The organism is Propionivibrio sp., from assembly GCF_047602565.1.
Lineage (GTDB): Bacteria > Pseudomonadota > Gammaproteobacteria > Burkholderiales > Rhodocyclaceae > Propionivibrio.
The window spans coordinates 4,478,682-4,504,656 of the sequence record NZ_JASGGX010000001.1; the positions used below are offsets into that span (position 1 = coordinate 4,478,682).

Consider the following 25,975-nt stretch of genomic DNA (forward strand, 5'->3'; position numbering starts at 1 on the left):
GCATCCCTGTGTGACTGCGGCTGGGTGCCATGAAAGTCGACAAAGCGGAAATTCAACGGGCGCTCCGATCGCCCAAAACCCGCCGGTACGGGCTGTGGATCGTCGCGGCTTTCGTGCTGTTCGGGGTACTGGGCTTTTTTGCCTTTCCTCCCCTCGTCAGGCACGTCGCGGTCAATCAGTTGAGCGAGGCGCTGCACCGGCCGGTGGCCATCCGCAGCATCGGCATCAATCCGTACGCGCTGTCGCTCACGGTGGAAGGGCTGGAGATCAAGGAGCGCGAGGGCGATGCGACCTTCGCCGGCTTCGACGGCCTGTACCTCAACCTGCAGGCCAGTTCGCTGTTCCGCTGGGGGCCGGTGATCAAGGAAATCCGGCTGACCAATCCGAGGTTCCACGTCGTGCGCCTGCCGGAGGGCCGCTACAACTTTTCGGACCTGGTTGACGAGTTCATGGCCAAGCCGAAGGAGGAGGGGCCGACGCCGGCCTTTTCGCTGAACAACATCCAGATTTCCGGGGGGACGCTCGAACTCGACGACCGCGTGGTCGGCGAAAAGCACGTCGTCGGCGACATCGCGCTGACCCTGCCTTTCGTCTCCAGCATGGCGTATGCCACGGATATCTTCGTCGAGCCGAGCTTCTCGGCGAACATCGACGGCGCGCCCGTCGAGCTCAAGGGCAAGGCCAAGCCGTTCGCCGAATCGCGGGAGAGCGAATTCCAGCTGGCGCTCGATGACGTGCAGTTGCCGAAGTACTTCGATTATGTGCCGGTGAAGCTGCCGGTGAAGCTGGCGTCCGGGGCGCTGGACACGGACCTGGCCATCACCTTCCACCAGGCGCCGGGGGAAACGCCCAAGCTGGTGGTGTCGGGCACGTTGGCGGTCAAGGACCTGCGCGTGGCCGAGGCGGCGGGGCCGGACCTGCTGGCGTTCAAGCGGCTCGACGTGGCCGTCGGTTCGGCGGATCTGCTGGCGGGCCGCTTCGTGGTCGACAAGGTGGCGCTCGCAGCGCCGGTGATCGGCGCCCGGGCCGGCCGCGACGGCACGTTCAACTGGCTGGAAGTGCTGCCGAAGAACGCGGCGGCCGGCAAGCCCGCCGGCTCCTCTCCGGCCTCGCCGATCGAGTGGTCGCTCGGCGAGGCCGCGGTGACCGGCGGCGTGCTGAACTGGCTCGACGAATCCCATCCCAGGGCCTTCCGGGCCACGATCGGCGCCATCGAGGCGCGTCTGCGGAACCTCGGCAGCGGCGGGAAGGCGGCGGATTTCGAGGCCGCGTGGAAGATCGACGGCGAGGAGTGGCTGCAGGTGGACCGCTTCGCCGTCACCCAAGGCACGCTCGATCTGGCCAAGCACCGGATACGGATCGGCGAAGTCCGGCTCAAGGGGTCGCGCTCGCTGATCCGGCGCACCGCCGGGGGCGAGATCGAGTGGATCAAGCCGCCGGCCCAGCGGCTGGCGGAGGCGGCGCACCAGGAAACCGCCGCGGACGCGGCGACGCGCTGGACGGTGGAACTGGCGAAGTACGTCGGCGAGGACGTGGACATCCGTCTGGAGGACGAAGCGGTCAAGCCCAAGGCCGTGCAGACCGTCGAAGGGCTGAAGTTCGAGCTGTCCGATCTGTCGAACGAGCCGGGGCAGGCGGCGGCGCTGAAGGCGGCGTTCAGGCTCAACCGCAAGGGCGAGATCGCGCTCGACGGCAAATTCAAGCACTCGCCGCTCGACGCCGAGGTGAACGTCAACGCCAAGACCGTCGAACTGCTGCCGTTGCAGCCCTACTTTTCCGAAAGGCTCAACGTCGATATCACGCGCGGCCAGGTGACCGTCGGCGGCAACGTGCAGCTGCGCCAGTCCGGCCAGACAGGCGGCGTCTCGGGCGGCTTCGCGGGACAGGCGACGGTCGGCGACTTCCAGGCGGTTGACAAGCTCAATTCGGCCGATTTCCTGCGCTGGAAGTCGCTGCATCTCGGCAAGGTCGATGTGCGCCTCGGGCCCGAGGCGGTGTCGATCGGCGAAGTGGCGCTGTCCGATTTCTTCGCGCGCGTCATCGTCAATCCGGAAGGCAAGCTCAATCTGCTGCAGATCGTGCGCAAGGACGGGACGGACGGCGCGCAGGCGGTGGTGCCCGACGCGGCGGCCAAGGCGCCCGCCGCATCCGGCGTGGCATCGTCCGGCGGCAAGGCGAGCGCGCCGGTGGCCAGCGCGGAGCGCGCGCCGGCGCTGCCGGTCAAGATCGGCAAGATCACGCTGCAGGGTGGCAACGTCCGCTTCACCGACAACTTCATTAAGCCCAACTACACGGCCAACCTGCGCGAGATCGGCGGCAGCGTCACCGGCCTGTCGTCCGAGGCGGGCACCCAGGCGGACGTGGAGCTGCGCGGCAGCTACGACAACGTGGCGCCGCTCAACCTCACGGCCCGGGTCAATCCCCTGGCGGCCAAGCCCTCGCTGGACCTGCAGGCTGACGTGAAGGGCGTCGAGCTGACCTCGCTGTCGGCGTATTCCGGGAAGTACGCCGGCTACGCCATCGAGAAGGGCAAGCTGTCCGTCTTCGTCAAGTACAAGATAGAAAACGATCTGCTGGAGGCCGAGAACCGCGTCTTCCTGGACCAGCTGACCTTCGGCGACGCGGTGGACAGCCCCGACGCGACCAAGCTGCCGGTGCGCCTGGCCGTCTCGCTGCTCAAGAACCGCAACGGCGAGATCGACATCAACCTGCCGATCTCGGGTTCGCTCAACGACCCGCAGTTCAGCGTCGGCGGCTTGATCGTCAAGGTGATCGTCAATCTGCTCGCCAAGGCCGTCACCTCGCCGTTCGCGCTGATCGGCTCGATGTTCGGCGGCGGCGAGGAGCTTTCGTACGTCGAGTTCGACGCGGGCCGCGCCGCGCTCACGCCGGACGCCGTCAAGCGCCTGGAGAACCTGGCCAAGGCGCTGATCGACCGGCCCGCGCTCAAGTTCGAGATCGAAGGCCGGGCCGATCCGGAGCAGGACGTCGAAGGCCTGAAGCGCGCGCGCATCGACCGCAAGGTCCGCGCGCTGAAGCGCGAGGAGATGACCAAACGCAACGTGGAGAGCGGTGCCGCCGAGGCGGTGGAGGTTTCGGACAAGGAATATGCCGGCCTGCTGGAACGGGTTTACAAGGCCGAGAACTTCCCGAAGCCGCGCAACATGATCGGCCTGGTGAAGAGCCTGCCGGTGGAGGAGATGGAAAAGCTCATCCTGGCCAACTCGGCGGTCGACGAGGACGACCTGAAGGACCTCGGCGACCGGCGCGCCCGCTCGGTCCGCGACTGGCTGGTGGCGCACGAGGTGCCGGCCGAGCGGATCTTCCTGGTGCCGAGCAAGGTCGGCGCGGCCGGGGCGGCGACGGACGGCGAGAAGAAATCGGGCCGCCGCGCCGACTTTTCGCTGAAGTGACGCTGGCATGACGGAAACGGGAGGCACGTTGGGGGACTATCTGCTGTACGGCGCATTGGCGGTCGGCGTCGCGGTGCTGCTGCTGCAAATCATCCTGCTGCGGCGTTGGGCGGGCCATGCCGCGGCGCTGGAGCCCGGTTTCCGTGCCCTGGAAAACAGCCTGGAACGCGGCCTGGAGCGGACCGAGCGCGAACTGCGCGAGGAAATGGCGCGCGGCCGCCAGGAGGCCGCCGGCTCGGCGCGCGGCGACCGCGAGGAACACGCGCAGGCGCTGGACCGGCTGGCCAAGGCGCTGGCGGGCCAGGTCGGGCAGTTGTCCGCGCTGCAGGGCCAGCAGCTCGAAGCCTTCGCGCAGCAGCTGGCGCGCCTGACCCAGAGCAACGAGCAGCGTTTCGAGCAATTGCGCCAGTCGGTCGAGGCGCGCCTGTCCGCCATCCAGGCCGACAACGCCGGTAAGCTGGAGGAAATGCGCCGCACCGTCGACGAGAAGCTGCACGCCACGCTCGAACAGCGGCTGGGCGATTCCTTCCGGCTGGTCAGCGAGCGCCTGGAACTGGTGCACAAGGGGCTCGGCGAGATGCAGACGCTGGCCGCCGGCGTCGGCGACCTCAAGAAGGTGCTGACCAACGTCAAGACGCGTGGCACCTGGGGCGAAGTGCAGCTCGCCGCGCTGCTGGAGCAGGTGCTGACCGCCGAGCAGTACGGCGCCAACGTGGTCACGCGCCCGGGCAGCGGCGAGCGCGTCGAGTTCGCCATCCGCCTGCCGGGGCAGGGCGGCGCGGCGCACGAGCAGCCGGTCTGGCTGCCGATCGACGCCAAGTTCCCGGTGGAGGACTACCAGCGGCTGGTCGACGCGCAGGAGCGCGCCGATCCGGTTGCCGTGGAGGGCGCGGCCAAGGCGCTGGAAATGCGGCTGCGCGACGAGGCGCGCAAGATCCGCGACAAGTACGTCGAGCCGCCGCACACCACCGATTTCGCCATCCTTTACCTGCCGACCGAAGGCCTGTACGCCGAGGCACTGCGCCGTCCGGGGCTGGCCGAGGCGCTGCAGCGCGACTGCCGGATCAGCCTGGCCGGGCCGACGACGCTGGCGGCGCTGCTCAACAGCCTGCAGATGGGCTTCCGCACGCTGGCCATCGAGAAGCGTTCGTCCGAGGTGTGGGCCGTGCTCGGCGCGGTGAAGACCGAGTTCGGCAAGTTCGGCGACGCGCTCGAATCGACGCGCAAGAAGCTGGAACTGGCGACCAGGAGCATCGAGTCCGCCGGCGTGCGCACCCGGCAGATCGAGCGCCGGCTCAAGGGCGTCGAGGCGCTGCCGCCGGCCGAGGCGCAGGCCCGGCTCGGCGCGCTGGAGTCGCTCGATGCAGCCGGCGACGAGGCCTGAACGCGCCGGCCCGGAGGCATGCCGATGAACCCGCACGGCGACGATCCGCAGCCCGGCAGGCAAGGCGTGGCGATGCCGCCGTTCGGGGCCGTCGTCCATGTCATCGACGACGATGACATCGCGCTGTGGATGTTCCGGGAACTGCTGCAGGGCATCGGCGCGGAGATCCGCACCTTCAGCTCGGCGCGCGAGTTTCTCGCCGGCTACCGTCCGGGTCCCTGCGAATGCCTGGTCTGCGACCTGCGGATGCCGGAGATCGGCGGGCTCGACGTGCAGCAGCGCCTGCTCGACACGGGCAGCCACCTGCCGATCATCCTGGTTTCTGGCTACGCCGACGTGCCGCAGGCGGTGGAGGCGATCAAGAAGGGCGCGTTCGATTTCCTCGAAAAGCCGGTTGACGGCGCCCTGCTGATCGCCAAGGTGCGCAACGCGCTGGAGCGCAGCCGGCAGCTGCATGCCGAACACCTGGCGCGGATCACGCGCGAGGCCCGGCTGGCCCTGCTGACCGGCAAGGAGCGGCTGATCGCCGAACTCGTCGCGGCGGGCAAGTCCAGCCCCCGGATCGCGCAGGAGCTCGACATCAGCGTGCGCACCGTGGAAAACCACCGGGCCCGGCTGATGGAAAAGCTGCACGTCGATTCCGTGGCCGAACTGGTCCGGCTCTTCCTCTGAGAGGGCGCGCCGATGCCTGAACCGTCCGGCATGCGGCGGCCCCGGTGGCGGGCCGTGCCGTGAAACTGTCGCACTGGGATTTCCGCCCCCGCATCCTGCTCGCCTGCCTGGCGGTGATCGTGCTCATCGCCGCGGGGACGGCGGTGCTGCGCGCCATCGAGAAGGAATACCGGCGCAGCATCGCCGACCACCTGATCAGCAACCTGGAAAGCATGGCGCGCGGCATCGCGCTGATGCAGCAGGACTCGGTCGCGCGGGCGCGCAAGATCGCCGACGAGCCGCGCCACAAGGAACTGGTCGGGCGGCTACTCGCTAATCCGGACGACGCCTCGATCCACGATGCCTTCCAGGCCTGGATCACGCCGCTGTACCAAAGCCGCGGCTTCGACGACTACTCGCTGATTTCGGCGGACGGCAAGCGGGTGGTCACGGCCGGCACGCGGCCCTACATCGGCCAACTGCCGCTGCCGACCACGCGCGAAACGCTGCTGCGCGCCGAGCTGCTGCTGGGCGGCGCGGTGACACCCCCAATCTCCGCGTCGCGCCCGTTCGTCACGCTGATGGTGGAAAACCCGTCGGCCTACGCCTATCAGTTCGCGTGCGCGCCGGTCGACCGGGACGGGCGCCGCCTGGGCTTCCTCTGCCTGCACGAGAATCCGCTGCTGCGCCTGTACCGCTTGCTGCGCGACGGCCGGCCGGGGATGACCGGCGAGGCCTACGTCGTCGACCAGGAGGGGCACATCCTCTCGCCGATCCGTTTCGAAAGGAATCTGGTCGCGCCCGAGGGGGCCGAGCCGGGCTGGAGCCTCTTCCAACTCCAGGCCAGGGTCATGCCGAGGCGGGAAGGCACTGGACTGGCCGACCCCGCGCTGGTGAGCACGGAGCCGCTGACGCGGGTGGTCGCGCGCCTGCTCGAATTCGACTCGCTTGAGACCGGGCTGATGGAAGGCTACGCTGACTATCGCGGGCGCCGGGTGGTCGGCGCCGGGCGCTGGCTGCAGGACGCGGCGCTCGGCCTGATCGTCGAAGAAGACATGGGCGAGGCCTTCCGGTCGCTCCATTTCGCGCGCCACGCGCTGATCTCGCTGATCGCCCTGGGTACGCTCCTGATCGTCGCGCTGACTTTCCTCGACTGGCGCTCGCGCCGCTCGCTGGCGCGCAGCGAGCAGCAGATGGCCGCGTTCCGCGACCACCTGCCGGCGGGGATGAGCATGAAGAGCGTCGACGGCCGCTACCTGATGGCCAACCCGGTGTTCGAAGCCAGCTTTCATTTCCCGCCCGGCCACGTGCTCGGGAAAACCGATGCCGAACTGTTCTCGCCGCCGGAAGCGCGGGACCTCGAAGCGGAACACGACGCGGTGGTGCGCACCGGCCGGCCGAGCCTGCGCAACTACGCCACGCGCGAGGTTGACGGCCGGGAAAAAATCTACAACACCGTGCGCTTCCCGGTGCGGGAGGAAAAGGATGGCGCCATCGTCGCCGTGGGCGCCGTGGCGCTCGACATCTCCGAGCTGATCCGCACCCAGCGCGATCTCGAGGAACTGACCCAGACGCTGGAGAACAAGGTCGCCGAGCGCACCGAGCAGCTGGCCGCAGCGCGCGACATGGCCGAGACGGCCAGCCGCGCCAAGGCCGACTTCCTGGCCAACATGAGCCACGAGATCCGCACCCCGCTCAACGCCATCATCGGCATGAGCCACCTGGCGGTCCACGCCAACGCCGACGCGCGCGTCGGGCACTACCTCGGGCGCATCCGCTCGTCCGGCGAGCACCTGCTGGGCATCGTCAACGACATCCTCGACCTGTCCAAGATCGAGGCGGGCAAGCTGGCCATCGCCGCCGTCGAGTTCCGGCTCGAAGCGCTGCTGGACCACGTCGTCTCTCAGGTTTCCGGGCAGGCCGGCGCGAAGGGGCTGGCGCTGCGCACCGACATCGCCCCGGCGTTGCCGCGCCGTCTGGTCGGCGATGCCAAGCGCATCAGTCAGGTGCTGATCAACTTCGCCAACAACGCCGTGAAATTCACCGAGCGCGGCGAGATCGTCCTGCGGGCGGTCGAGCGCGGGCGCGACGGTGAACGGGTCCGGCTGCGCTGCGAGGTCGAGGACACCGGCATCGGCATCGCCGAGGACAAGCTGCCGCTGCTGTTCCTCCCCTTCCAGCAGCTCGACAGCTCGATGTCCCGGCAGTTCGAAGGCTCCGGGCTGGGCCTGGCGATCAGCCGGAATCTCGCCGAATTGATGGACGGCACGGTCGGCGTCGGCTCGCGTCCGGGGCAGGGCAGCGTGTTCTGGCTGGAACTCGCCCTGCCGCTCGGCGCCGTCGCGGACGACGGCGGCGCGTTCGCCGCCCCGTTCGAACGGTCCGGCCGCCCGCGGCACGGGGACGAGCCGGCCGCCATGGCAGCCGGATGGAGCCTGCACGGCCATTCCATCCTGCTGGTCGAGGACAATCCGATCAACCAGGAAGTCGTGCAGGGGCTGCTGGAGATGGTCGGCGCGCAGGTCACCGTCGCCGGCGACGGCGCGCAGGGCGTGCGGATGCTCGAAACCCGCGCCTTCGACCTGGTGCTGATGGACATCCACACGCCGAACATGGACGGTTTCGAAGCCACCGCGCAGATCAGGAAGAATCCCCGCTTCGCGCAGCTGCCGATCGTGGCGCTGACCGCCAACGCCCTGGCCGGCGACCTCGAACGCTGCCTGGCGGCGGGCATGGACGCCTACGTCGCCAAGCCCATCCAGCCCGAGCGCCTGTTCGCCGCGCTGGCCCGCTATTGCCGCCGGAACGCCGCGCCGGCGCCCGAATCGCCGGCCGCCGCGCCGGGAGGAGACGGCAAAAACGGCGGCGGCGCGGGAGAGGACGAACTGCTGGCCCGGGTCGCCAGCATTCCGGGCATCGACGCCGAAACGGCGATTTCCCGCCTGCTCGGCCGCCGGGACCTTTACGCGCAACTGGTCCGCCGCGTCGCGGGCGAGCGCTCGGGCATGCTCCCCACGCTCGAAAACGCATTGCGCGAGGGCGATCGCCGCACCATGGCCGAAACCATCCATTCCGCCAAGTCCGTCCTCGGCATGCTGGGCGCCAACGCCCTGCAGCAGCGCTGCGTCGAACTGCAGCAGCGCTTTCGCGAAGGCTCGGAAACGGATGCCGACATGGCCGGCTTCATCTGCGAACTGGCCGCGCTGCTGCAGCGGCTGGGCGACGCGGTGGAGAGGCGGACAATCACGGAGGGCACGGAGAAGAATCGTTTTTAACCACGGTTTTTTTTGCTTTTCTCCGGCCTCTCCAGAGTGAATCGAATCGCTTTTTCACCGGCCTGAGTAGTTTTACTCCCCCGTTTTTTTGCCCCTCGCCAGGTGATGTGTCAGTCTTCCGCGCACGCCGAATCCGGTGGAATCATTATTCGATCAAAGAGGAGGAGCAACCGTGAAAAAGATACTGTCCCCCGTGGCCCTGGCCGTTGCCGTGCTGTTCGCCGCCGCGCCGGCGTCCGCCGCCGACATCAAGGAACGCAACGTCAAGTTCCCGATCGTGAACGCGATCGACCACCCGCAGGGGCTGGGCGCGCAGAAGCTGGTCGAGGTCGTCGACAAGAAGAGCGGCGGCAAGATCAAGATCAAGGTCTTCCCGAACGGCACGCTCGGCGGCGAGCAGCAGGTGGCCGCGGCGATGCAGGGCGGCACGGTGGAAATCTCGATGATGTCGCCGGCGCAGCTGGTCGGCACGATCAAGGAATTCGTCGTGCTCGACTTTCCGTTCTCGTTCGCCAACACCGTGCAGGCCGACGCCGTGCTCGACGGTCCGTTCGGCAAGAAGCTGATGGACTACATGCCGGCCAAGGGCTGGGTGGGCCTGGGCTTCATGGAGCAGGGCTATCGCAGCATCAGCAACAGCAAGCGCCCGATCAACAAGCTCGAGGACATCAAGGGCCTGAAGATCCGTACCATCCTCAACCCGCTGTACGTCGACATGCTCAACACGCTGGGCGCCAACGCCGTGCCGATGCCGTTCCCCGAACTGTATTCGGCCATGGAGACGAAGACGGTTGACGGCCAGGAGAACCCGGAAACGACGGTCGACGCGAGCAAGTTCTACGAAGTGCAGAAGTACTTCAGCGCCACGCGCCACATCTACAACCCGCAGATGCTGATGGTCGGCAAGAAGTTCTGGGATTCGCTGTCGAATGACGAGAAGAAGATCTTCGAAGAGGCCGCCGTCGAGGCGCGCGACGTGCAGCGCAAGGCCGCGCGGGCGATGACCGAGAAGTCGCGCAAGGTGATGACCGAGCACGGCATGCAGCTGAACGAGGTCGCCCCGGCCGAGCTGGCGCGCATGCGCGATGCCGTCAAGCCGGTGACCGACAAGTACGCCGCGCAGCTTGATCCGGAACTGGTCAAGGCGTTCTACGCCGAACTCGAAAAAACCAAGAACCTGAAGTAATCCCTGGCTGAACGGACAGCGGGGCGGCCGTGCGCCGCTCCGCTTTCCGTGTCGCTATCGCCGCAGCGGGGGGCGCCGCCTGAGCCGGCCGGCCATGCGGCGGGTGCGCGTTCGCCGGCAGGTCCGGCGATGCGCGGGATAGAGGTCTGATCCACGCATTCCACGGAGCAGTCATGAAGTCGTTTGACAAATTCATTAGCCATGCCATGGACATGGTCATCGTCGTGGCCATGACCCTGATGGTCATCATGGTGTTCGGCAACGTCGTTCTCCGCTACATATTCAATTCGGGCATCACCGTGTCCGAAGAACTGGCCCGCTTCTGTTTCCTGTGGCTGATTTTCGTCGGCTCGGTCATCGCCATGCGCGAGCGGGCCCACCTTGGCGTCGATTCACTGCTCGCCCGCCTGCCGCGCGGCGGCAAGATCCTCTTCGTCCTGCTCAGCAACGCGCTGATGCTCTGGGTCTGCTACCTGTTTCTGGTCGGCAGCTGGCGCCAGACGGTGGTCGGCTGGGGCACGCTCAAGCCGGCGACCGGCATCCCGATGGCCTTCCACTACGGCACCGGCCTGTTCATGAGCATCGGCATCGGCATCATCATCATTGGCAACACCTGGCGCGTCCTGACCGGCAAGGCCAGCGACGCCGAATTGATCCAGACCGTCGAGTCCGAAGAACTCGAAGGCGACGGCAAGGGCGCGGACCCGCGCACCGGACACTGAGCGAGGGGAAACAGACATGGTAGTTACCGTATTTCTGGCCTCGCTGCTCGGGGCCATGGCGCTGGGCATGCCGATCGCCTTTGCCCTGATGGTCTGCGGCGTGGCGCTGATGCTGCACATGGACATGTTCGACGCGCAGCTGATCGCCCAGAACACCATCGACGGCGCCGACAATTTCGTGCTGATGGCGGTGCCGTTCTTCATGCTGGCCGGCGAACTGATGAACGCCGGCGGCCTGTCGCGGCGCATCGTCAATCTGGCCATGGCGCTGGTCGGACACATTCGCGGCGGCCTCGGCTACGTCGCCGTCCTGGCCTCGGTGATCATGGCCAGCCTGTCCGGATCGGCCGCCGCCGACACGGCGGCGATCGGCGTGCTGCTCATCCCGATGATGCGCCAGGCCGGCTACAGCATACCGCGCTCGGCCGGCCTGATCGCCTCCGGCGGCATCATCGCGCCGGTGCTGCCGCCGAGCATCGCCCTGATCATGTACGGCGTCATCGCCCAGGTGTCGATCACCAAGCTGTTCATGGCCGGCATCGTGCCGGGCGTCATGATGGGCATCAGCATCCTGCTGGCCTGGCTCTGGGTGATCCGCAAGGACGACTTGCAGGCGAGTCCGCGCGCGAGCCTGGCCGAAGTCAAGAAGGCGCTGGTCGACGGCGTATGGGCGCTGATGATGCCGCTGATCATCATCGTCGGCCTGAAGATGGGCGTGTTCACGCCGACCGAAGCCGCCGTCGTCGCCGCCGTCTATGCGCTCTTCGTCGGCATGGTGGTCTACAAGGAAATCAAGTTCTCCGATCTCTACGGCCTGATGCTCAATGCCGGCAAGATCACCGCGGTGGTCATGCTGCTGGCCGGCGCGGCGATGGTTTCCGCCTGGCTGATCACCGTGGCCGACCTGCCGGGCCAACTGGCGGAGATGCTGGAACCGTTCATGGACAATCAGATCCTGCTGATGGTCGTCATCATGATTCTGATCGTCGTCATCGGCACGGCCATGGACATGACGCCGACGATCCTGATCCTCACGCCGGTGCTGATTCCCGTCATCAGGCAGGCCGGCATCGATCCGGTCTACTTCGGCGTCATCTTCGTGATGAACAATGCCATCGGCCTGATCACGCCGCCGGTCGGGACCACGCTCAACGTCATCTGCGGCGTGGCCAAGGTCAAGATGGACGAGGTCATCGTCGGCGTCGTCCCTTTCATGGTCGCCGAACTGGTCGTGCTGGCCCTGCTGACCCTTTTCCCGTCGCTGGTGCTGGTGCCCCTGCGGTGGTTTTTCTAAGCAGCAGTCTCAAACATTCAAGGAGGGTCGCATGAAATCGATGTTGGCAGGATTGGCGTCCGTGCTCGCGCTGGCGACGTGCTTCACGGCGCACGCCGCGGCGAAGGAGAAAAAGACCACGCTGCGCCTGGGCTTCGAGGTCTCGCTCGACAGCGCGCAGGGCGTCGGCGCCAAGGAAATGGCGCGCGTGGCGAGCGACATGTCCAAGGGGCGGATTCAGATCGAGCTGTTCCCCGACCAGCAGCTGGGCACCGGGCCGCAGATGATCGAAATGGTCAGGAAAGGGGAGCTGGACGTGTTCCAGGGCGGCGCCGGCATGTTCTCGTCCATGGAAGGGCGGCTCAACGTGTTCGACATCCCCTACCTGTTCGATTCGGTCGAGCAAGCCTACAAGGTGCTCGACAGCAAGTTCGGCCGGGAAATGCTGGCGACGCTCGAACCGCACGGGCTGAAGGGGCTGTCGTTCTGGGAGAACGGCATCCGCTCGACGACCAACAACGTCCGCCCGATCACCAAGCCGGAGGATCTGGTCGGGCTCAAGATGCGCGTGATGCCGGCCAACCCAGTGCACGTGACGCTGTGGAAGCACCTGGGGACCGAGCCCACGCCGCTGCCATTCGGGGAAATCTACGGCAAGCTCAAGAGCGGGGAGATCGACGGCCAGGAACACCCGATCGCCCCGATCTACTCGGGCAAGTTCTATGAAGTGCAGAAATACCTGTCCCTGACCAAGCACATGTACGGCCCGCTGATCCAGGTGATGAACCTGAAGAAGTTCAAGGCGCTGCCGAAGGCGGACCAGGACATCCTGCTGAAGGCGTCGTATGCGGGCGCGGTGGCGATGCGCAAGTTCTCGAACGACAACGCCGCCAAGTTCCTTGAGGAGATGAAGCAGAAAGGCGTCGCGGTCAACGAGGTCGATCCGAAGCCGTTCCGCGAGAAGATGCGGCCGGTCATCGAGCAGCAGTTCGTCGAGAAGAACGGCGATGCGTGGCTCAAGAAGATCAACGCCTCGCTGGGCAAGAAGTAGGCAGTCGTGCGCCGGCCGGGGCGGCGGCAGTCCGCCCGCCGGCGTCTTCGGGACCTCGGCGACGTGCTCCCGGCGGCGGCGCGCCGCAAGGCGCGAAAGGCCACCGGTTGCTTCGCTCCGGCGGGGTTTCGGCGGCAGCGGCCCGGATTAGAATAGCGGGTCCGAAAACCCCGGATCACTCATGGAGAATGCGATGGACCCTCGAGCAGACATAGCCCTGATCGGCCTGGCCGTGATGGGGCAGAACCTGATTCTGAACATGGACGATCACGGCTTCACGGTGGTCGCGTACAACCGCTCGACCGACAAGGTGGACCAGTTCCTGGCCAACGAAGCCAAGGGGACCAAGGTGCTCGGCGCGCACTCCATCGCCGAGATGGTGGCCCAGCTCAAGAAGCCGCGGCGGGTGATGATGCTGGTCAAGGCCGGTAAGCCGGTTGACGACTTCATCGAGCAGCTCATTCCGCACCTGGAAGCGGGCGACATCATCATCGACGGCGGCAACTCGCTGTTCGACGACACCAACCGCCGGCAGAAGTACGTCGAAAGCAAGGGCCTGCTGTACATCGGCACCGGCGTGTCCGGTGGCGAGGAAGGCGCCCGCCACGGCCCGAGCATCATGCCCGGCGGCTCGCCGGCGGCGTGGCCGTTCGTCAAAGACATCTTCCAGGCCGTCTCGGCCAAGGTCGAAGGCAACGTCCCGTGCTGCGAATGGGTCGGCGAGATGGGTGCCGGGCACTACGTCAAGATGGTGCACAACGGCATCGAATACGGCGACATGCAGCTCATCTGCGAAGCCTACAACATCATGAAGACCGGGCTCGGCCTGAGCGCCGGCGAGATGCATGCAGTGTTCAAGGACTGGAACGCCGGCGAGCTCGACAGCTACCTCATCGAAATCACCCGCGACATCCTGGCCAAGCAGGATGAAGACGGCCAGCCGCTGGTGGACAAGATCCTCGACACCGCCGGCCAGAAAGGCACCGGCAAATGGACGGTGATCAACTCGCAGGAGCTCGGCATCCCGATCACCCTGATGGCCGAAGCCGTCTATGCGCGCTGCGTCTCGGCGTTGAAGGAAGAGCGCGTGCAGGCCGCGGCCAAGCTTACTGGCCCGGCGCCGGCCTTGACCGAGATCGCCGCCGACCCGGTGAAGAAGCAGGCCTTCATCGCCGCCATCAAGAGCGCGCTGTACGCCTCCAAGATCGTCAGCTACGCGCAGGGCTACATGCTGATGCGGGCGGCGGCCAAGGAATACGGCTGGCACCTCAACTACGGCGGGATCGCGCTGATGTGGCGGGGCGGGTGCATCATCCGCTCGCGCTTCCTGGGCCAGATCAAAGCCGCGTTCGACCGGAATGCGGAGTTGTCCAACCTGCTGCTCGACGACTATTTCATGGGCGAGATCGACAAGGCGCAGGCGGGGTGGCGGGAAGTGGTGGCGACGGCGGCGCTGAAAGGCATCCCGGTGCCGGCATTCAGCACGGCGCTGGCGTTCTTCGACCAGTACCGCAGCGCGGTGCTGCCGGCGAACCTGCTGCAGGCACAGCGGGACTACTTCGGGGCGCACACCTACGAACGGATCGACCGGCCGCGCGGCGAGTTCTTCCACACCAACTGGACCGGCAAGGGCGGCACCACCGCCTCCGGCACGTATAACGTCTAGCAGGCCCCGGCGGGGCGGCCGGTTCGCCCCGCCGGCCGGATTTCCCCGCGCGGCGAACCGAAACGGAGCGAACCCATGAAAGTGCTGCTGACCACCACCAGCTTCCAGGACACGCCGGGCGCGCATCACGCGCTGCTCGAACGCAGCGGTTTCGACGTCGTGCGTGCGCGCGGGCCGCTGAGCGAGGCCCAGATGGTCGCGCTGATCGGGCAGCACGGCGGCTTCGATGCCTTCCTCAACGGCGACGACCGCATCAGCGCGCGGGTGATCGACGCCGCCGGGCCGCGGCTGCGGGTGATCGCCAAGTACGGCATCGGCCTCGATTCGATCGACGTCGCGCACGCCACGGCCAAGCGCATTCCCGTGCTGTTCACGCCGGGCGTGAACCACACCACGGTCGCCGAGCATGCGTTCGGGCTGATGATCGGCCTGGCCAAGGAATTCTGGGTGCATGCCAGCGCCGTCAAGAGCGGCAAATGGGTCCGGCACACCGGCCACGAGCTGATGGGCAAGACGCTCGGCGTGCTCGGGCTGGGGCGCATCGGGCAGGAAGTGGTACGGCGCGCCAGGGCGTTCGGCATGCGCTGCGTGGCATTCGACGTGTACTGGCCGGAGGCGTTCGCGGCGGAATACGGCGTCGAGCGCGTGGCGACGGCCGAGGGCGTGCTGCCGCTGGCCGACGTGGTCACGCTGCATATGAACCTGACCGACGCCAACCGCGGCCTGATCAACGCGCGCACGCTGGCCACCATGAAGCGCGGCGCCTACCTCATCAACACGGCGCGCGGCGGGCTGGTGGTCGAGGACGACGTGGCGGAGGCCTGCCGTAGCGGCCAGCTGGCCGGCTACGGCACGGACGTGGTCGACGAGGAGCCGATGCGGCCCGGCCATCCGTTCCAGAGCATCGATTCGATCCTGGTCACGCCGCACATCGGCAGCCGCACCTTCGAGAGCGTCGAGCGGCAGGCGCTGCGCGCGGTGACCAACCTCGTCGAATACCTCGGCGGCGGCAGCGACTACCTCCAGGCGAACGCCTTCTGAGCGCGTCCGCCACGCTCAGAGCGCGGCCTTGGCCTCGTTGTTGAAGATCACTTCCCGCGCGGACTTGCTGATCTCGACGATCGCCGGATTGGTCAGCTTGCGTTCGGTGGTGATCGCATAGACCTGCTCGATGACCGTGTCGATGCGGCCGATCTGCACCACCTTGTACTGCTCGCAGATGCTGTCGGCGATCGCGGAAGGACCGACGAACAGCCCGGCGCCGGCGCTGCCGAAGGCCTTGACCAGGGCGCTGTCGTCGAACTCGCCGACGATGTGGGGGTTGAGATTCTGCGCGTCGAACCACTGGTTCAGCTTCGGCCGGATGGCGGCGTCGGCGCCCGGCAGCAGGAAGCGCGCATTGTCCAGGCAGCCGGGGAAATCGCCGGCAAGCCCGTCCACGTAGGCGGGCGAGCCGAACACGCACAGCCCGCTCTCGCCCAGCAGGTGGCTGTAGCCGCGCACGTTCAGGTTGGCCGGCATCGGCCGGTCGGCGATGATCATGTCCAGCCGGTGCACGGCGAGGTTGCCCAGCAGCGAGGCCAGCAGGCCCTCGTGGCAGATCAGGCGGATGCCGTCTTCGAGCTCGAGCGCCGGTTCGATCAGCCGGTAGGCCATCGATTTGGAGACCGAGTCGGCGATGCCGAGGCGCAGGGGAATGATGTTGCGGCCCCGGTTGCTGCTCAGTTCCTCGACGATCTGGTCGCCGATGGTGAAGATCTGCTCCGCCATGCCGAGAATCCGCCGGCCCGCGTCGGTCAGTTCAAGATTGCGCCCGGAGCGGAAAAAGAGGTCGATGCCGAGCCGCGTTTCGAACTCCGTCAGTTGCCCGCTGATCGACTGCGGCGTCAGGTGCAGCTCTTCGGAGGCGCGCGCGATGCTGCCCGTCTTGGCGACCATCCAGAAGTAGCGCAAGTGCTTGTAGTTGAGCTCGGCCATGCTTTCCCCTCCTGGCGTGATCGTGGTCTTGCGCGCGGCTGCCTGGGCGTCCGTCGCCGACCTCCATTCTTCGATTTTTGCGAAGTATAGCCGCATTGCCTTCGCCGCACCGCCTTTGCCGGCGCTTGTAAGAATTCGTAACGCTTCCCGCCGCGGGTCGACCCTGCGGGGGGCGGCGCGTTACTGTTCTTGTATCCGTTTCGACCGAGGAGGGCGCTGATGAAACAACTTTGCGCTGTGGGGGCCGTGCTGGCGGCCGCCCTTCTTTCCGGCTGCGTCGTGGCTCCCTACCCGTCGGCCGACCCGTATTACGGCGAACCCGTCATGGTGGCGCCGCCGCTGGGCGTCGCATATCCCGGACCGCCGCCGGTCGCCGGCCAAGTCTGGATCGGCGGGTATTGGAACTGGTACGGCAGCCGACGCGTGTGGGTACCGGGGCGCTGGGACGCGCCGCATCGCGGCCCGGCGTGGGGCGGGCCGCGCTGGGATCGGGACGGACCCGGCTGGCGGCCGCGCGGCGGCGGTTGGGGCGGCGGTTGGGGCGGCGGCCGCCCGGGCGGTCCGCGCGGTCCGCGCTAGACGGCTTGCCGGTCGGCGCGCCGCGCCGGCGACCGGCGCGGGATTACCAGAGTTTCCACCACGGCTCCGGACGATCCAGGCCGCGCGTGTAATAAACGCTGTTCGGGAAATTCTTGCGCATGACGCGCTCGGCGTCGTCGCGCAGGTCGTTCATGCCCAGCTGGTCGTAGGCCTTGACGATGATGAACAGGGCTTCTTCGGTGGCGGGCACGTCCGGATACGATTTCACCGCGAACTGGGCGCGGTTGATGGCCGCCACGTAGGCGCCGCGCTTCATGTAATAGCGGGCGACGTGCACTTCGAGCTGGGCCAGCGCATTGACCAGGTAGGTCATGCGCAGCGAGGCGTCCGGCGTGTACTTGCTGTCCGGAAAGCGGTTGGTCAGTTCGCGGAAGGCGTCGAACGATTCGCGCGCGCCCTTGGGATCGCGCTCGGTCATGTCCTGCTGGCTGACGTAGCCCATCAGGCCCAGGTCTTCGTTGAAGTTGATCAGCCCGCGCAGGTAGTACACGTAGTCGACGTTCGGATGGTTCGGGTGCAGCTTGATGAAGCGTTCGCAGGCGGCGAGGGCGGATTCCTTCTCGCCGGACTTCCAGTAGGCGTAGGCCAGGTCGATCTGCGCCTGCTGGGCGAAGCGGCCGTAGGGGAAGCGCGATTCGAGTTTTTCGTAGTACTTGATGGCGCTGTCGTAGCTGTTTTCGTTGAGCGCCTGCTTCGCTTCGGTATACAGCTTGTTGGCCGACCAGCCCAGGGTCTCGTCCTTGACCTCGGGCAGCAGCCCGCAGCCGGCGAGGAGCGTGGCGAGAAAAAGGGCTGCGATTACCGCTAAACTACGCATGATGAACGTTCCAGATAAAAAGACCGGCGTCGGCCGAAGCGTTGTGCGAGAGCAAGGCGAAGAGCGCGCCGATTATAGCGCAAACGTTCCCCGGGCTTTGCGCGTGCCGGCCGATGACGGCGGTGTGCGGCTCGACCTGGGGCTGGCGAAGCTCTGGCCGCAGCATTCGCGCAGCCGGCTGCAGGGCTGGGTGCGCGACGGACGGGTGCGCATCGACGGCGACGTCGTCCGCGAGCCGAAACACAAGCTGTGGGGCGGCGAACTCGTCGAACTGGACGAGGCGCCGGACGAGCGGGCGCTGTCCGCGCGGCCGGAGGCGATCGCCCTGGACGTGGTGTACGAGGACGCGGCGATCATCGTCATCGACAAGCCGGCCGGCCTGGTCGTGCATCCGGGCAGCGGCAACTGGAGCGGCACGCTGCAGAACGCCCTGCTGCACCACGACCCGGCGCTGGAGCGGGTGCCGCGCGCCGGCATCGTGCACCGGCTCGACAAGGACACCAGCGGGCTGATGGTCGTCGCCCGCACGCTCCCCGCGCAGACCGATCTCGTGCGCCAGCTGCAGGCGCGCACCGTCAAGCGCTACTACTACGCGCTGGCGCGCGGCGTCATCGAACGCGGCGGCACGGTCGACGCGCCGATCGGGCGCCATCCCACGCAGCGCACGAAGATGGCGGTGGTCGGCAGCGGCAAGCCGGCGCGCACGCATTACCGCGTGGTCGAACGCTTCGTCGATTGCACGCTGGTCGAATGCGCGCTGGAGACCGGGCGGACGCACCAGATCCGCGTGCATCTCGCCTCGATCGGGCATCCGCTGGTCGGCGATCCGGTCTACGGCGGCGGCGCCAGCCGGGTGCCGGCCGGGCCGGCGTTCCACCGTCAGGCGCTGCACGCGCGGCGGCTGGGGCTGGTGCACCCGGTGACGGGAAAATCGATGCTGTGGAAATCCGAGCTGCCGGAGGACCTGGACGAACTGGTCGCCACCGCCCGCATGCTGGCTTTCGAGGCCCGCGCGGCGGCGGAGGACGAGGACTGGGACGAGGAGTTCGCCGACGGCCCCGAGATCATCTACGCCTACGGCGACGACGGCGAAGACGACGATGACGATCTTGACTAGCGCGCGGTGGATCGTCCCCGACTGGCCGGCGCCGGCGCGGGTCGGCAGCCTGTCCACGACCCGATTCGGCGGTGTCAGCGGCGGCGCCTTCGCCAGCCTCAATCTCGGCGCCCACGTCGGCGACGACCCGGCGGCGGTGGCCGCCAACCGGGACGCCGTCGGCCGGCGGACCGGCGCGCGGCCGGTATGGCTGAATCAGGTGCACGGCGTGCGGGCGGTCGACGCGGCGGAGATGGACGGTGGCCATCCCCCCGAAGCCGACGCCGCGTTTGCGCGCCGTCCGGGCGTGGCCTGCGCGGTGATGACGGCGGACTGCCTGCCCGTCCTCTTCTGCGACGATGCCGGCACGGTCGTCGCCGCCGCGCACGCGGGCTGGCGCGGGCTGCTCGACGGAGTGCTGGAGGCGACGGTCGCGGCCATGGGCGTGCCCGGCGAAACGCTGATGGCCTGGCTCGGCCCGGCCATCGGTGCGGCGGCCTTCGAGGTCGGCGGCGAGGTGCGCGAGGCTTTCGTGCGCCGCGCTCCGCAGGCCGCCGCGGCGTTCCGGCCCGCGCCCGGCGGCAAGTGGCTGGCCGACATCTACCTGCTCGCCCGGCAGCGCCTGGCCGGGCAGGGCGTCATGCGCGTCTCCGGCGGCGGGCTGTGCACGGTCAGCGACGGCGAGCGCTTCTTTTCCTACCGGCGCGACGGGCAGACCGGGCGCATGGCGTCGCTGGTCTGGCTGCGCGCGGCTACGCCGGCCTGAGCATCACGAATTTCAGGTGCTCGTGCTCGTCCGGCCGCAGCGTGGACTGCTGGTAGCGGATTTCCCCGCGCCGCGGATGCTGGAAGCGGCGTTCGCCGCCCTGGCGTTCCAGCACGTCGTGCTGTTTCCAGAAACGGGCGAAATCGGCGCTCGCCGCGGCGAGGTCGTCGACCAGGCGGATCAGCGCCGGGTCGTCCAGGCTGTTGCGGCAGTCGGCGCGGAACTCGGCGGCGATGCGGCGGGCGCGCACTTCCCAGTCGACCAGGAAAGTGCGCGCGCGCGCTTCGAGGAAGACGAAGCGCAAGAGGTTCGGCGGCGGCTCGCCACTGTCGCGCGGCACGTCGAGCCAGCCGGTGAACAGCTCGGCGGCCGCGGCGTTCCAGCCGAGCATGTCCCAGTAGCGCCCCATCAGGTAGGCCGGCACGCCGACGTCGTCCAGCAGTTCGATCAGCGGCGGCGGCACGTCGTCGCTTTCGGACAGGTTGCCGAGCGGGTCGCGGCGGTCGGCGATCTCGAACAGGTAGGCGCGCTCGCCGCGCGTCAGGCGCAGGCTGCCGGCCAGCCGGTCGAGCGCCTCGGCCGAGATGTTCACCTCGCGTCCCTGTTCGATCCAGGTGTACCACGTCGTGCTGATGCCGACGAGCTGGGCCATCTCCTCGCGGCGCAGGCCGGCGGTACGCCGGCGGACGCCCGCCGGGAAGCCGAAATCGGCCGGCTGGCTGCGGCTGCGGATGGCGTTCAGGAAGGCCGCGAGCTCCTTGCGGCGGGCGCTGGCCGGGTCGTTTTTCATGGGGCTTTTCCCGCAACGTGTTAGTTTGGATACCAGTATAAATACTCGTCTTGTCAGGGTATAGCGCGGCGATTAAGATCGCGCCACTCGCCACATTCCTTCCCGGACGGGCGTTTTCGCAAGGAGAGCATAGATGGCCGGCAAGACCCTTTACGACAAGCTGTGGGACAGCCACGTGGTCCGCCAGGAAGCGGACGGCACCTGTCTCCTCTACATCGACCGCCACCTCGTGCACGAGGTGACCAGCCCGCAGGCGTTCGAAGGCCTGCGCCTGGCCGGCCGGCAGGCCTGGCGCAGCGACACGGTAGTGGCGGTGACCGACCACAACACGCCGACCGACCACTGGGACAAGGGCATCGAGGACCCGGTGTCGCGCCTGCAGGTGGAGACGCTGGACGCCAACATCCAGGAATTCGGCGCGCAGATCTACTTCCCGTTCAAGCACGCCAACCAGGGCATCATCCACGTGATCGCGCCGGAGAACGGCGCCACGCTGCCGGGCATGACGGTGGTTTGCGGCGACAGCCACACGGCGACGCACGGCGCCTTCGGCGCGCTGGCGCACGGCATCGGCACCTCCGAGGTCGAGCACGTGCTGGCCACGCAGACGCTGGTGCAGAAGAAGTCGAAGTCGATGCTGATCCGGGTCGACGGCCAACTCGGCGCCGGCGTCACGGCCAAGGATCTGGCGCTGGCGATCATCGGCCGCATCGGCACCGCCGGCGGCACGGGCTACTGCGTCGAGTTCGGCGGCACCGCCGTCGCGAGCCTGTCGATGGAAGGGCGCATGACGCTGTGCAACCTGGCGATCGAAGGCGGCGCGCGCGCCGGGCTGGTGGCGGTCGACGACACCACCATCCGCTACCTCGACGGCCGCCCGTTCGCGCCCAAGGGCGAGGCCTGGACGCAGGCCGTCGCGTACTGGAAGACGCTGAAGTCGGACCCCGACGCGGTCTTCGACACGGTGATCGAGCTCGACGCCGCGCAGATCCGGCCGCAGGTCACCTGGGGCACTTCGCCCGAACAGGTCACGTCGGTCGACGGCAAGGTGCCGAACCCGGCGCGGGAAAGCGATCCGGTGCGCCGCGCCGGCATCGAGCGCGCGCTCAAGTACATGGGGCTCGAAGCCGACATGCCGATCACCGAGATCAGGATCGACAAGGTCTTCATCGGCTCCTGCACCAACTCGCGCATCGAGGACCTGCGCGCCGCGGCGGCGGTGGTCAAGGGCCGGCAGGTGGCCGGCAACGTCAAGCTGGCGCTGGTCGTGCCGGGCTCGGGCATCGTCAAGCGCCAGGCCGAGGCCGAGGGGCTGGACCGGATCTTCACCGCGGCCGGCTTCGAGTGGCGCCAGCCGGGCTGTTCGATGTGCCTGGCGATGAACGCCGACCGCCTGTCGCCGGGCGAGCGCTGCGCCTCGACCTCCAACCGCAACTTCGAGGGCCGCCAGGGACCCGGCGGGCGCACCCACCTGGTCAGCCCGGCGATGGCCGCCGCGGCCGCCATCGCCGGCCATTTCGTGGACGTCCGCAGCGACGCCTGTCACGCCTGAGAGGAGAACAGCGCATGAAACCCTTCACCCGACTCAACGGTCTCGTCTGCCCGCTCGATCGTGCCAACGTCGATACCGACGCGATCATCCCCAAGCAGTTCCTCAAGTCGATCAAGCGCAGCGGCTTCGGCCCTTATCTCTTCGACGAATGGCGCTACACCAACTACGGCGAGCCCGGCATGGACTGCACGAACCGTCCGAAGAACCCGGACTTCGTGCTCAACCAGCCGCGCTACCAGGGCGCCGAAATCCTGCTCGCGCGCGACAACTTCGGCTGCGGTTCGAGCCGCGAGCATGCGCCGTGGGCGATCGAGAACTACGGCTTCCGCGTGATGATCGCGCCGTCGTTCGCCGACATCTTCTTTTCGAACAGCTTCAAGAACGGGCTGCTGCCGATCGTCGCGCCGGCGGAGATCGTCGATCGCCTGTTCGCGGAGTGCGCGGCAAGCGAGGGCTACAAGCTGGATGTCGATCTCGCCTCGCAGACGGTGACGACGCCGTCGGGCTTTTCGTTCGGCTTCGACATCACCCCGCACCGCAAGCACTGCCTGCTCAACGGCCTGGACGACATCGGCCTGACCCTGGAGCACGCCGGCGAAATCCGCGCCTTCGAAGCCCGCCACAAGGCGGCGCAGCCCTGGCTGTTCGGGGTTTAAAAAAGCAAATAATTAACCACGGCGGACACGGCGGGCACAGCGAAAAGGCAATTCTTTGTTTTTCGCCGTGCCCGCCGTGTCGCCGTGGCCAATCAGCCTTTCTACACCACCCGCCCGTGCCACCACAGCGACAGCCCCGCCGCGAGGATGGCGAAGAACGCGGCGGCGGCGGCGAACAGGGCGGTAATCTCGGTCTGCTTCTTCTCCAGGGCGATCTTCGCGGTCAGCGATTCGTACACCTTCTTCAGGTCCGTCGCCGTGCCGGCGTAGAAATATTCGCCGCGGGTGATCTCGGCGACGCGCTTCAGGCTGTCCTCGTCGAGGCGGACGCGCATTGACCAGCCTTCGAAGCTGATCGTCTCGCCCTCCTTGGTGCCGAAGCCGACGGTGTAGACGCGCACGCCGCGCTCGGCGGCCATCTTCGCCGCGTCCACGGCGTCCGGGCCGGTCGTGCGCTGGCCGTCGCTGAGCAGGATGATTGCGGCGGAACGGTTCGAGCCGGGCGGCACTGGCGTGAATTCCTCCTTCGGCTTCTTCGCCGCGCCGATCGGCGCGTTGGCGTCGTTCTGGTTGGGGCGTCCGTAAAGCAGTTGGCCGATGTCGATGCCGGCCTCGGGGAACAGCGTGGCCAGCGCGACGATCAGGCCGCTGCCGGTGGCCGTTCCGCGCTGCAGCTGGAAGCGGTCGATGGCGGCCGACAAGTCCTCGCGCGAAGTCGTCGGCGCCTGGACCACCGAGGCCGTGGCGGCGAAGGCCACGATGCCGACCTTGGTGCTCGGCGGCAGGTCGGTGAGGAAGGCCTTGGCTGCGGCCTGCGAGGCCTCGAGGCGGCTGGGCTGCACGTCGGCGGCGCGCATGCTGCCGGAGACGTCCATCGCCAGGATCACGGTTTCCTGCTGCGTGGGCAGGGTGACGGTGGCGAGCGGGCGGGCGGCGGCCAGCAGCATCAGCGTGACGGCCAGCAGCAGGAGCGCGGGCGGCACGTGGCGGCGCAGGCGCTGGCCTACGCCGAGCGCTTCGCGCACCAGGCCGAGGCTGGCGTAGCGCGCGGCGGCCCGCTTCTTGCGGCGCAGTATCCACACGTACAGGATGACCAGCAGGGGCACGGCGAGCAGTGCCCAGAGCATCGGCGGCCATTGGAACATCATGGCCGGCCGCCTTCCGCCGCCGTGCGGGCGCGCGGCTCGATGTGCGCCGCCAGGCGCCCGGAGGTGCCGCCGCCGGTGCTGGCGCGGCTGCGCAGTTCGCGCAGTTCGGCGAAGCGCAGCAGGGCGTCGAGCAGGTCGCCCTCGGTCGACAGCTCCAGCGCGTCGACGCCGGCATCGGCGAGGCTCCCGCGCAGTTCTTCCCCGCGCCGCGCGGCGAGTTCGGCGAAGCGCTTGCGGAAGGCTTTGTCGTGGGTGTCGACGAACAACTGCTCGCCGCTCTCGGCGTCCTCCAGGAAGAGCAGGCCGACGTCGGGGAGCTCGCGCTCCAGCGGGTCGGAGAGGTGCACGGCGATGACTTCGTGGCGCAGCGCGAGGCGGGCCAGCGCCGCGTCCCAGCCGGGCGCGCTGATGAAGTCGGAGACGACGAAGACCAGCGCCCGCCGGGGGATGGCGCGCCCGGCGTGGTCGAGCAGGTCGGCGAGCCGCGTCGGCGCGGGCCGGCCGGCCGGCCGCGAGAGCAGGACATGCAGCAGGTGCAGCACGTGGCGCCGCCCGCTGCGCGCCGGCACGACGGTGTCCACCGCGCTGCCGTAGCACAACGCGCCGACGCGGTTGCCGTGGCGCGTGAGCAGCCGCGCCAGGACGCCGACGAATTCGGCCGACACCGCCTGTTTCTTGATCCGCGCGCCGAAATCGAGCGAGGCCGAGAGGTCGAGCAGGAACCACGCGGTCAGGTCGCGATCCTCGTTGAACACGCGCACGTAGGGCGTCTGCATGCGCGCGGTGACGTTCCAGTCGATATGCCGCACGTCGTCGTGGAACTGGTACTCGCGCAGGTCGGCGAGGTCGATGCCCGGCCCGCGGAAGAAGCAGCGGTAGTCGCCGTGCAGCAGTCCGTCGAGCCGCCGGATCACCGTCCATTCGAGGCGCTGCAGCAGCGCTTCGGCGTCAGCCGGCGGCGGCATGGCCGGGCTCCAGGGCTTTTTGCGGCGCCGGGATGTGCTGCATCAGCTTGGCGATCAGCGCGTCCGCGTTCATGCCCTCGGCCAGCGCCTGGTACGAGAGCACCAGGCGGTGGCGCAGCACGTCGGGCACCAGCTCGCTCATGTCCTCCGGCAGCGCGTAGTCGCGCCCGCGCAGGAAGGCCAGGGCGCGCGCGCCCTCGACGAGGTTGATGGTGGCGCGCGGGCTGGCGCCGAAGGTGATCCACGGCTCGAATTCCGGCAGGCCGTAGCGGGCCGGGTCGCGCGTGGCGCAGACCAGGCGCACCGCGTACTGGATCAGCGCCGGTTCGACGAAGCTCTTGCGGCATTCGGCCTGCAGCGCCGCCAGCTGGTCGGGCGTGGCGATGGCGCCGATCACCGGCGCCTCGCCGGTCACCCGTTCGGCGATGACGAATTCCTCCTCCGGCGTCGGGTAGCCGACCAGCACCTTCATCATGAAGCGGTCGACCTGCGCTTCCGGCAGCGGGTAGGTGCCCTCGGTCTCGATCGGGTTCTGCGTGGCCATCACCAGGAAGGGCGCGGGCAGCACGTGCGTCTCCCCGGCGATGGTCACCTGCCGCTCCTGCATGACTTCGAGCAGCGCGCTCTGCACCTTGGCCGGCGCGCGGTTGATTTCGTCGGCGAGCAGCAGGTGGGTGAACACCGGGCCGAGCGTGGTGGTGAATTCGCTGGTCTTCTGGTTGTAGATGCGGTTGCCGATCAGGTCGGCCGGCACCAGGTCGGGCGTGAACTGGATGCGCCGGAAGCCGCCGGAGAGCGTGGCAGCCAGCGTCTTGACCGTCAGCGTCTTGGCCAGGCCGGGAACGCCTTCGACCAGCAGGTGCCCCTGCGCGAGCATGGCCACCATCACCCGTTCGAGGAAGGTGTCCTGGCCGACGATCAGCTTCTTCACCTCGTACAGCAGGCGTTCCATCAGCGGGGCGGTGGCGGCGGGGGCCAGGTTGCGCG

Annotated in this window: 20 protein-coding genes; 14 read left to right on the forward strand and 6 right to left on the reverse strand. The window is 68.0% G+C overall.

What is annotated here, in order from left to right:
• Window positions 1-29 precede the first annotated feature (29 nt).
• The 10 genes from QM701_RS21175 (at window position 30) to QM701_RS21220 (ending at window position 15,662) form a co-directional block, all read left to right on the forward strand.
• Window positions 30-3,413 carry a DUF748 domain-containing protein gene (locus QM701_RS21175; RefSeq protein WP_415168973.1) on the forward strand — a complete coding sequence of 1,128 codons (3,384 nt, stop codon included), beginning with the start codon at window positions 30-32 and terminating at the stop codon, window positions 3,411-3,413.
• Between the two features lie 7 nt (window positions 3,414-3,420).
• Complete coding sequence (rmuC, locus tag QM701_RS21180; RefSeq protein ID WP_415168974.1) at window positions 3,421-4,797, forward strand: DNA recombination protein RmuC; 1,377 nt, start codon at window positions 3,421-3,423, stop codon at window positions 4,795-4,797.
• A 24-nt stretch (window positions 4,798-4,821) separates the two neighbouring features.
• Window positions 4,822-5,469: a response regulator transcription factor gene (locus QM701_RS21185; protein ID WP_415168975.1), complete on the forward strand. Its 648-nt coding sequence runs from the start codon at window positions 4,822-4,824 to the stop codon at window positions 5,467-5,469.
• 59 nt (window positions 5,470-5,528) lie between these two features.
• Window positions 5,529-8,723, forward strand: a complete 3,195-nt coding sequence (locus tag QM701_RS21190; protein WP_415168976.1) for a response regulator — start codon at window positions 5,529-5,531, stop codon at window positions 8,721-8,723.
• Window positions 8,724-8,895: 172 nt separating this feature from the next.
• Entirely contained in the window at window positions 8,896-9,909 is a 1,014-nt protein-coding gene (locus QM701_RS21195; protein ID WP_415168977.1) for a TRAP transporter substrate-binding protein, read from the forward strand.
• A gap of 173 nt (window positions 9,910-10,082) precedes the next feature.
• Window positions 10,083-10,631 (forward strand): TRAP transporter small permease, encoded by a 549-nt coding sequence (locus tag QM701_RS21200; protein ID WP_415168978.1) that lies wholly within the window; start codon window positions 10,083-10,085, stop codon window positions 10,629-10,631.
• 16 nt (window positions 10,632-10,647) lie between these two features.
• Window positions 10,648-11,925, forward strand: a complete 1,278-nt coding sequence (locus tag QM701_RS21205) for a TRAP transporter large permease subunit (RefSeq protein WP_415168979.1) — start codon at window positions 10,648-10,650, stop codon at window positions 11,923-11,925.
• A gap of 31 nt (window positions 11,926-11,956) precedes the next feature.
• Window positions 11,957-12,955: a TRAP transporter substrate-binding protein gene (locus QM701_RS21210; protein WP_415168980.1), complete on the forward strand. Its 999-nt coding sequence runs from the start codon at window positions 11,957-11,959 to the stop codon at window positions 12,953-12,955.
• Between the two features lie 193 nt (window positions 12,956-13,148).
• Window positions 13,149-14,621 carry a decarboxylating NADP(+)-dependent phosphogluconate dehydrogenase gene (gene gnd / locus QM701_RS21215; RefSeq protein WP_415168981.1) on the forward strand — a complete coding sequence of 491 codons (1,473 nt, stop codon included), beginning with the start codon at window positions 13,149-13,151 and terminating at the stop codon, window positions 14,619-14,621.
• A gap of 75 nt (window positions 14,622-14,696) precedes the next feature.
• The gene (locus QM701_RS21220; protein WP_415168982.1) at window positions 14,697-15,662 is read left to right on the forward strand and encodes a phosphoglycerate dehydrogenase; all 966 of its coding nucleotides are present in this window, start codon (window positions 14,697-14,699) and stop codon (window positions 15,660-15,662) included.
• Between the two features lie 15 nt (window positions 15,663-15,677).
• Here QM701_RS21220 and nhaR read toward each other — a convergent pair whose 3' ends face one another.
• Window positions 15,678-16,598 (reverse strand): transcriptional activator NhaR, encoded by a 921-nt coding sequence (gene nhaR / locus QM701_RS21225; protein ID WP_415168983.1) that lies wholly within the window; start codon window positions 16,596-16,598, stop codon window positions 15,678-15,680.
• Window positions 16,599-17,220: 622 nt separating this feature from the next.
• Window positions 17,221-18,015 (reverse strand): outer membrane protein assembly factor BamD, encoded by a 795-nt coding sequence (locus QM701_RS21230; protein WP_415168984.1) that lies wholly within the window; start codon window positions 18,013-18,015, stop codon window positions 17,221-17,223.
• A 103-nt stretch (window positions 18,016-18,118) separates the two neighbouring features.
• Between QM701_RS21230 and rluD the strand changes: the two genes are divergently transcribed.
• Together rluD and pgeF are read left to right on the forward strand one after the other, a co-directional pair.
• Window positions 18,119-19,132, forward strand: a complete 1,014-nt coding sequence (gene rluD, locus QM701_RS21235) for a 23S rRNA pseudouridine(1911/1915/1917) synthase RluD (protein WP_415168985.1) — start codon at window positions 18,119-18,121, stop codon at window positions 19,130-19,132.
• Window positions 19,116-19,877 (forward strand): peptidoglycan editing factor PgeF, encoded by a 762-nt coding sequence (gene pgeF / locus QM701_RS21240; protein ID WP_415168986.1) that lies wholly within the window; start codon window positions 19,116-19,118, stop codon window positions 19,875-19,877. Before rluD ends, pgeF begins: the two co-directional genes overlap by 17 nt.
• Here the strand turns inward: pgeF and QM701_RS21245 are convergent.
• Window positions 19,864-20,667, reverse strand: a complete 804-nt coding sequence (locus tag QM701_RS21245; RefSeq protein WP_415168987.1) for a helix-turn-helix transcriptional regulator — start codon at window positions 20,665-20,667, stop codon at window positions 19,864-19,866. The genes pgeF and QM701_RS21245 overlap by 14 nt on opposite strands.
• A 133-nt stretch (window positions 20,668-20,800) precedes the next feature.
• Here QM701_RS21245 and leuC point away from each other — a divergent pair, with 133 nt between their 5' ends.
• Window positions 20,801-22,219, forward strand: a complete 1,419-nt coding sequence (gene leuC / locus QM701_RS21250) for a 3-isopropylmalate dehydratase large subunit (RefSeq protein ID WP_415168988.1) — start codon at window positions 20,801-20,803, stop codon at window positions 22,217-22,219.
• Window positions 22,220-22,233: 14 nt separating this feature from the next.
• On the forward strand, window positions 22,234-22,875 hold the full coding sequence (gene leuD, locus QM701_RS21255) for a 3-isopropylmalate dehydratase small subunit (RefSeq protein ID WP_415168989.1): 642 nt from the start codon (window positions 22,234-22,236) through the stop codon (window positions 22,873-22,875).
• A 101-nt stretch (window positions 22,876-22,976) separates the two neighbouring features.
• On the opposite strand, the gene QM701_RS21260 is transcribed toward leuD, so the two are convergent.
• The 3 genes from QM701_RS21260 to QM701_RS21270 are packed head-to-tail and all read right to left on the reverse strand — an operon-like array spanning window position 22,977 to window position 25,940.
• Entirely contained in the window at window positions 22,977-24,023 is a 1,047-nt protein-coding gene (locus QM701_RS21260) for a VWA domain-containing protein (RefSeq protein ID WP_415168990.1), read from the reverse strand.
• The gene (locus QM701_RS21265; protein ID WP_415168991.1) at window positions 24,020-24,988 is read right to left on the reverse strand and encodes a DUF58 domain-containing protein; all 969 of its coding nucleotides are present in this window, start codon (window positions 24,986-24,988) and stop codon (window positions 24,020-24,022) included. Before QM701_RS21265 ends, QM701_RS21260 begins: the two co-directional genes overlap by 4 nt.
• A complete protein-coding gene (locus QM701_RS21270; RefSeq protein ID WP_415169445.1) occupies window positions 24,972-25,940 on the reverse strand; it encodes an AAA family ATPase in 969 nt (322 codons plus the stop codon). The genes QM701_RS21265 and QM701_RS21270 overlap by 17 nt, the downstream gene beginning before the upstream one ends.
• Window positions 25,941-25,975: the final 35 nt, after the last annotated feature.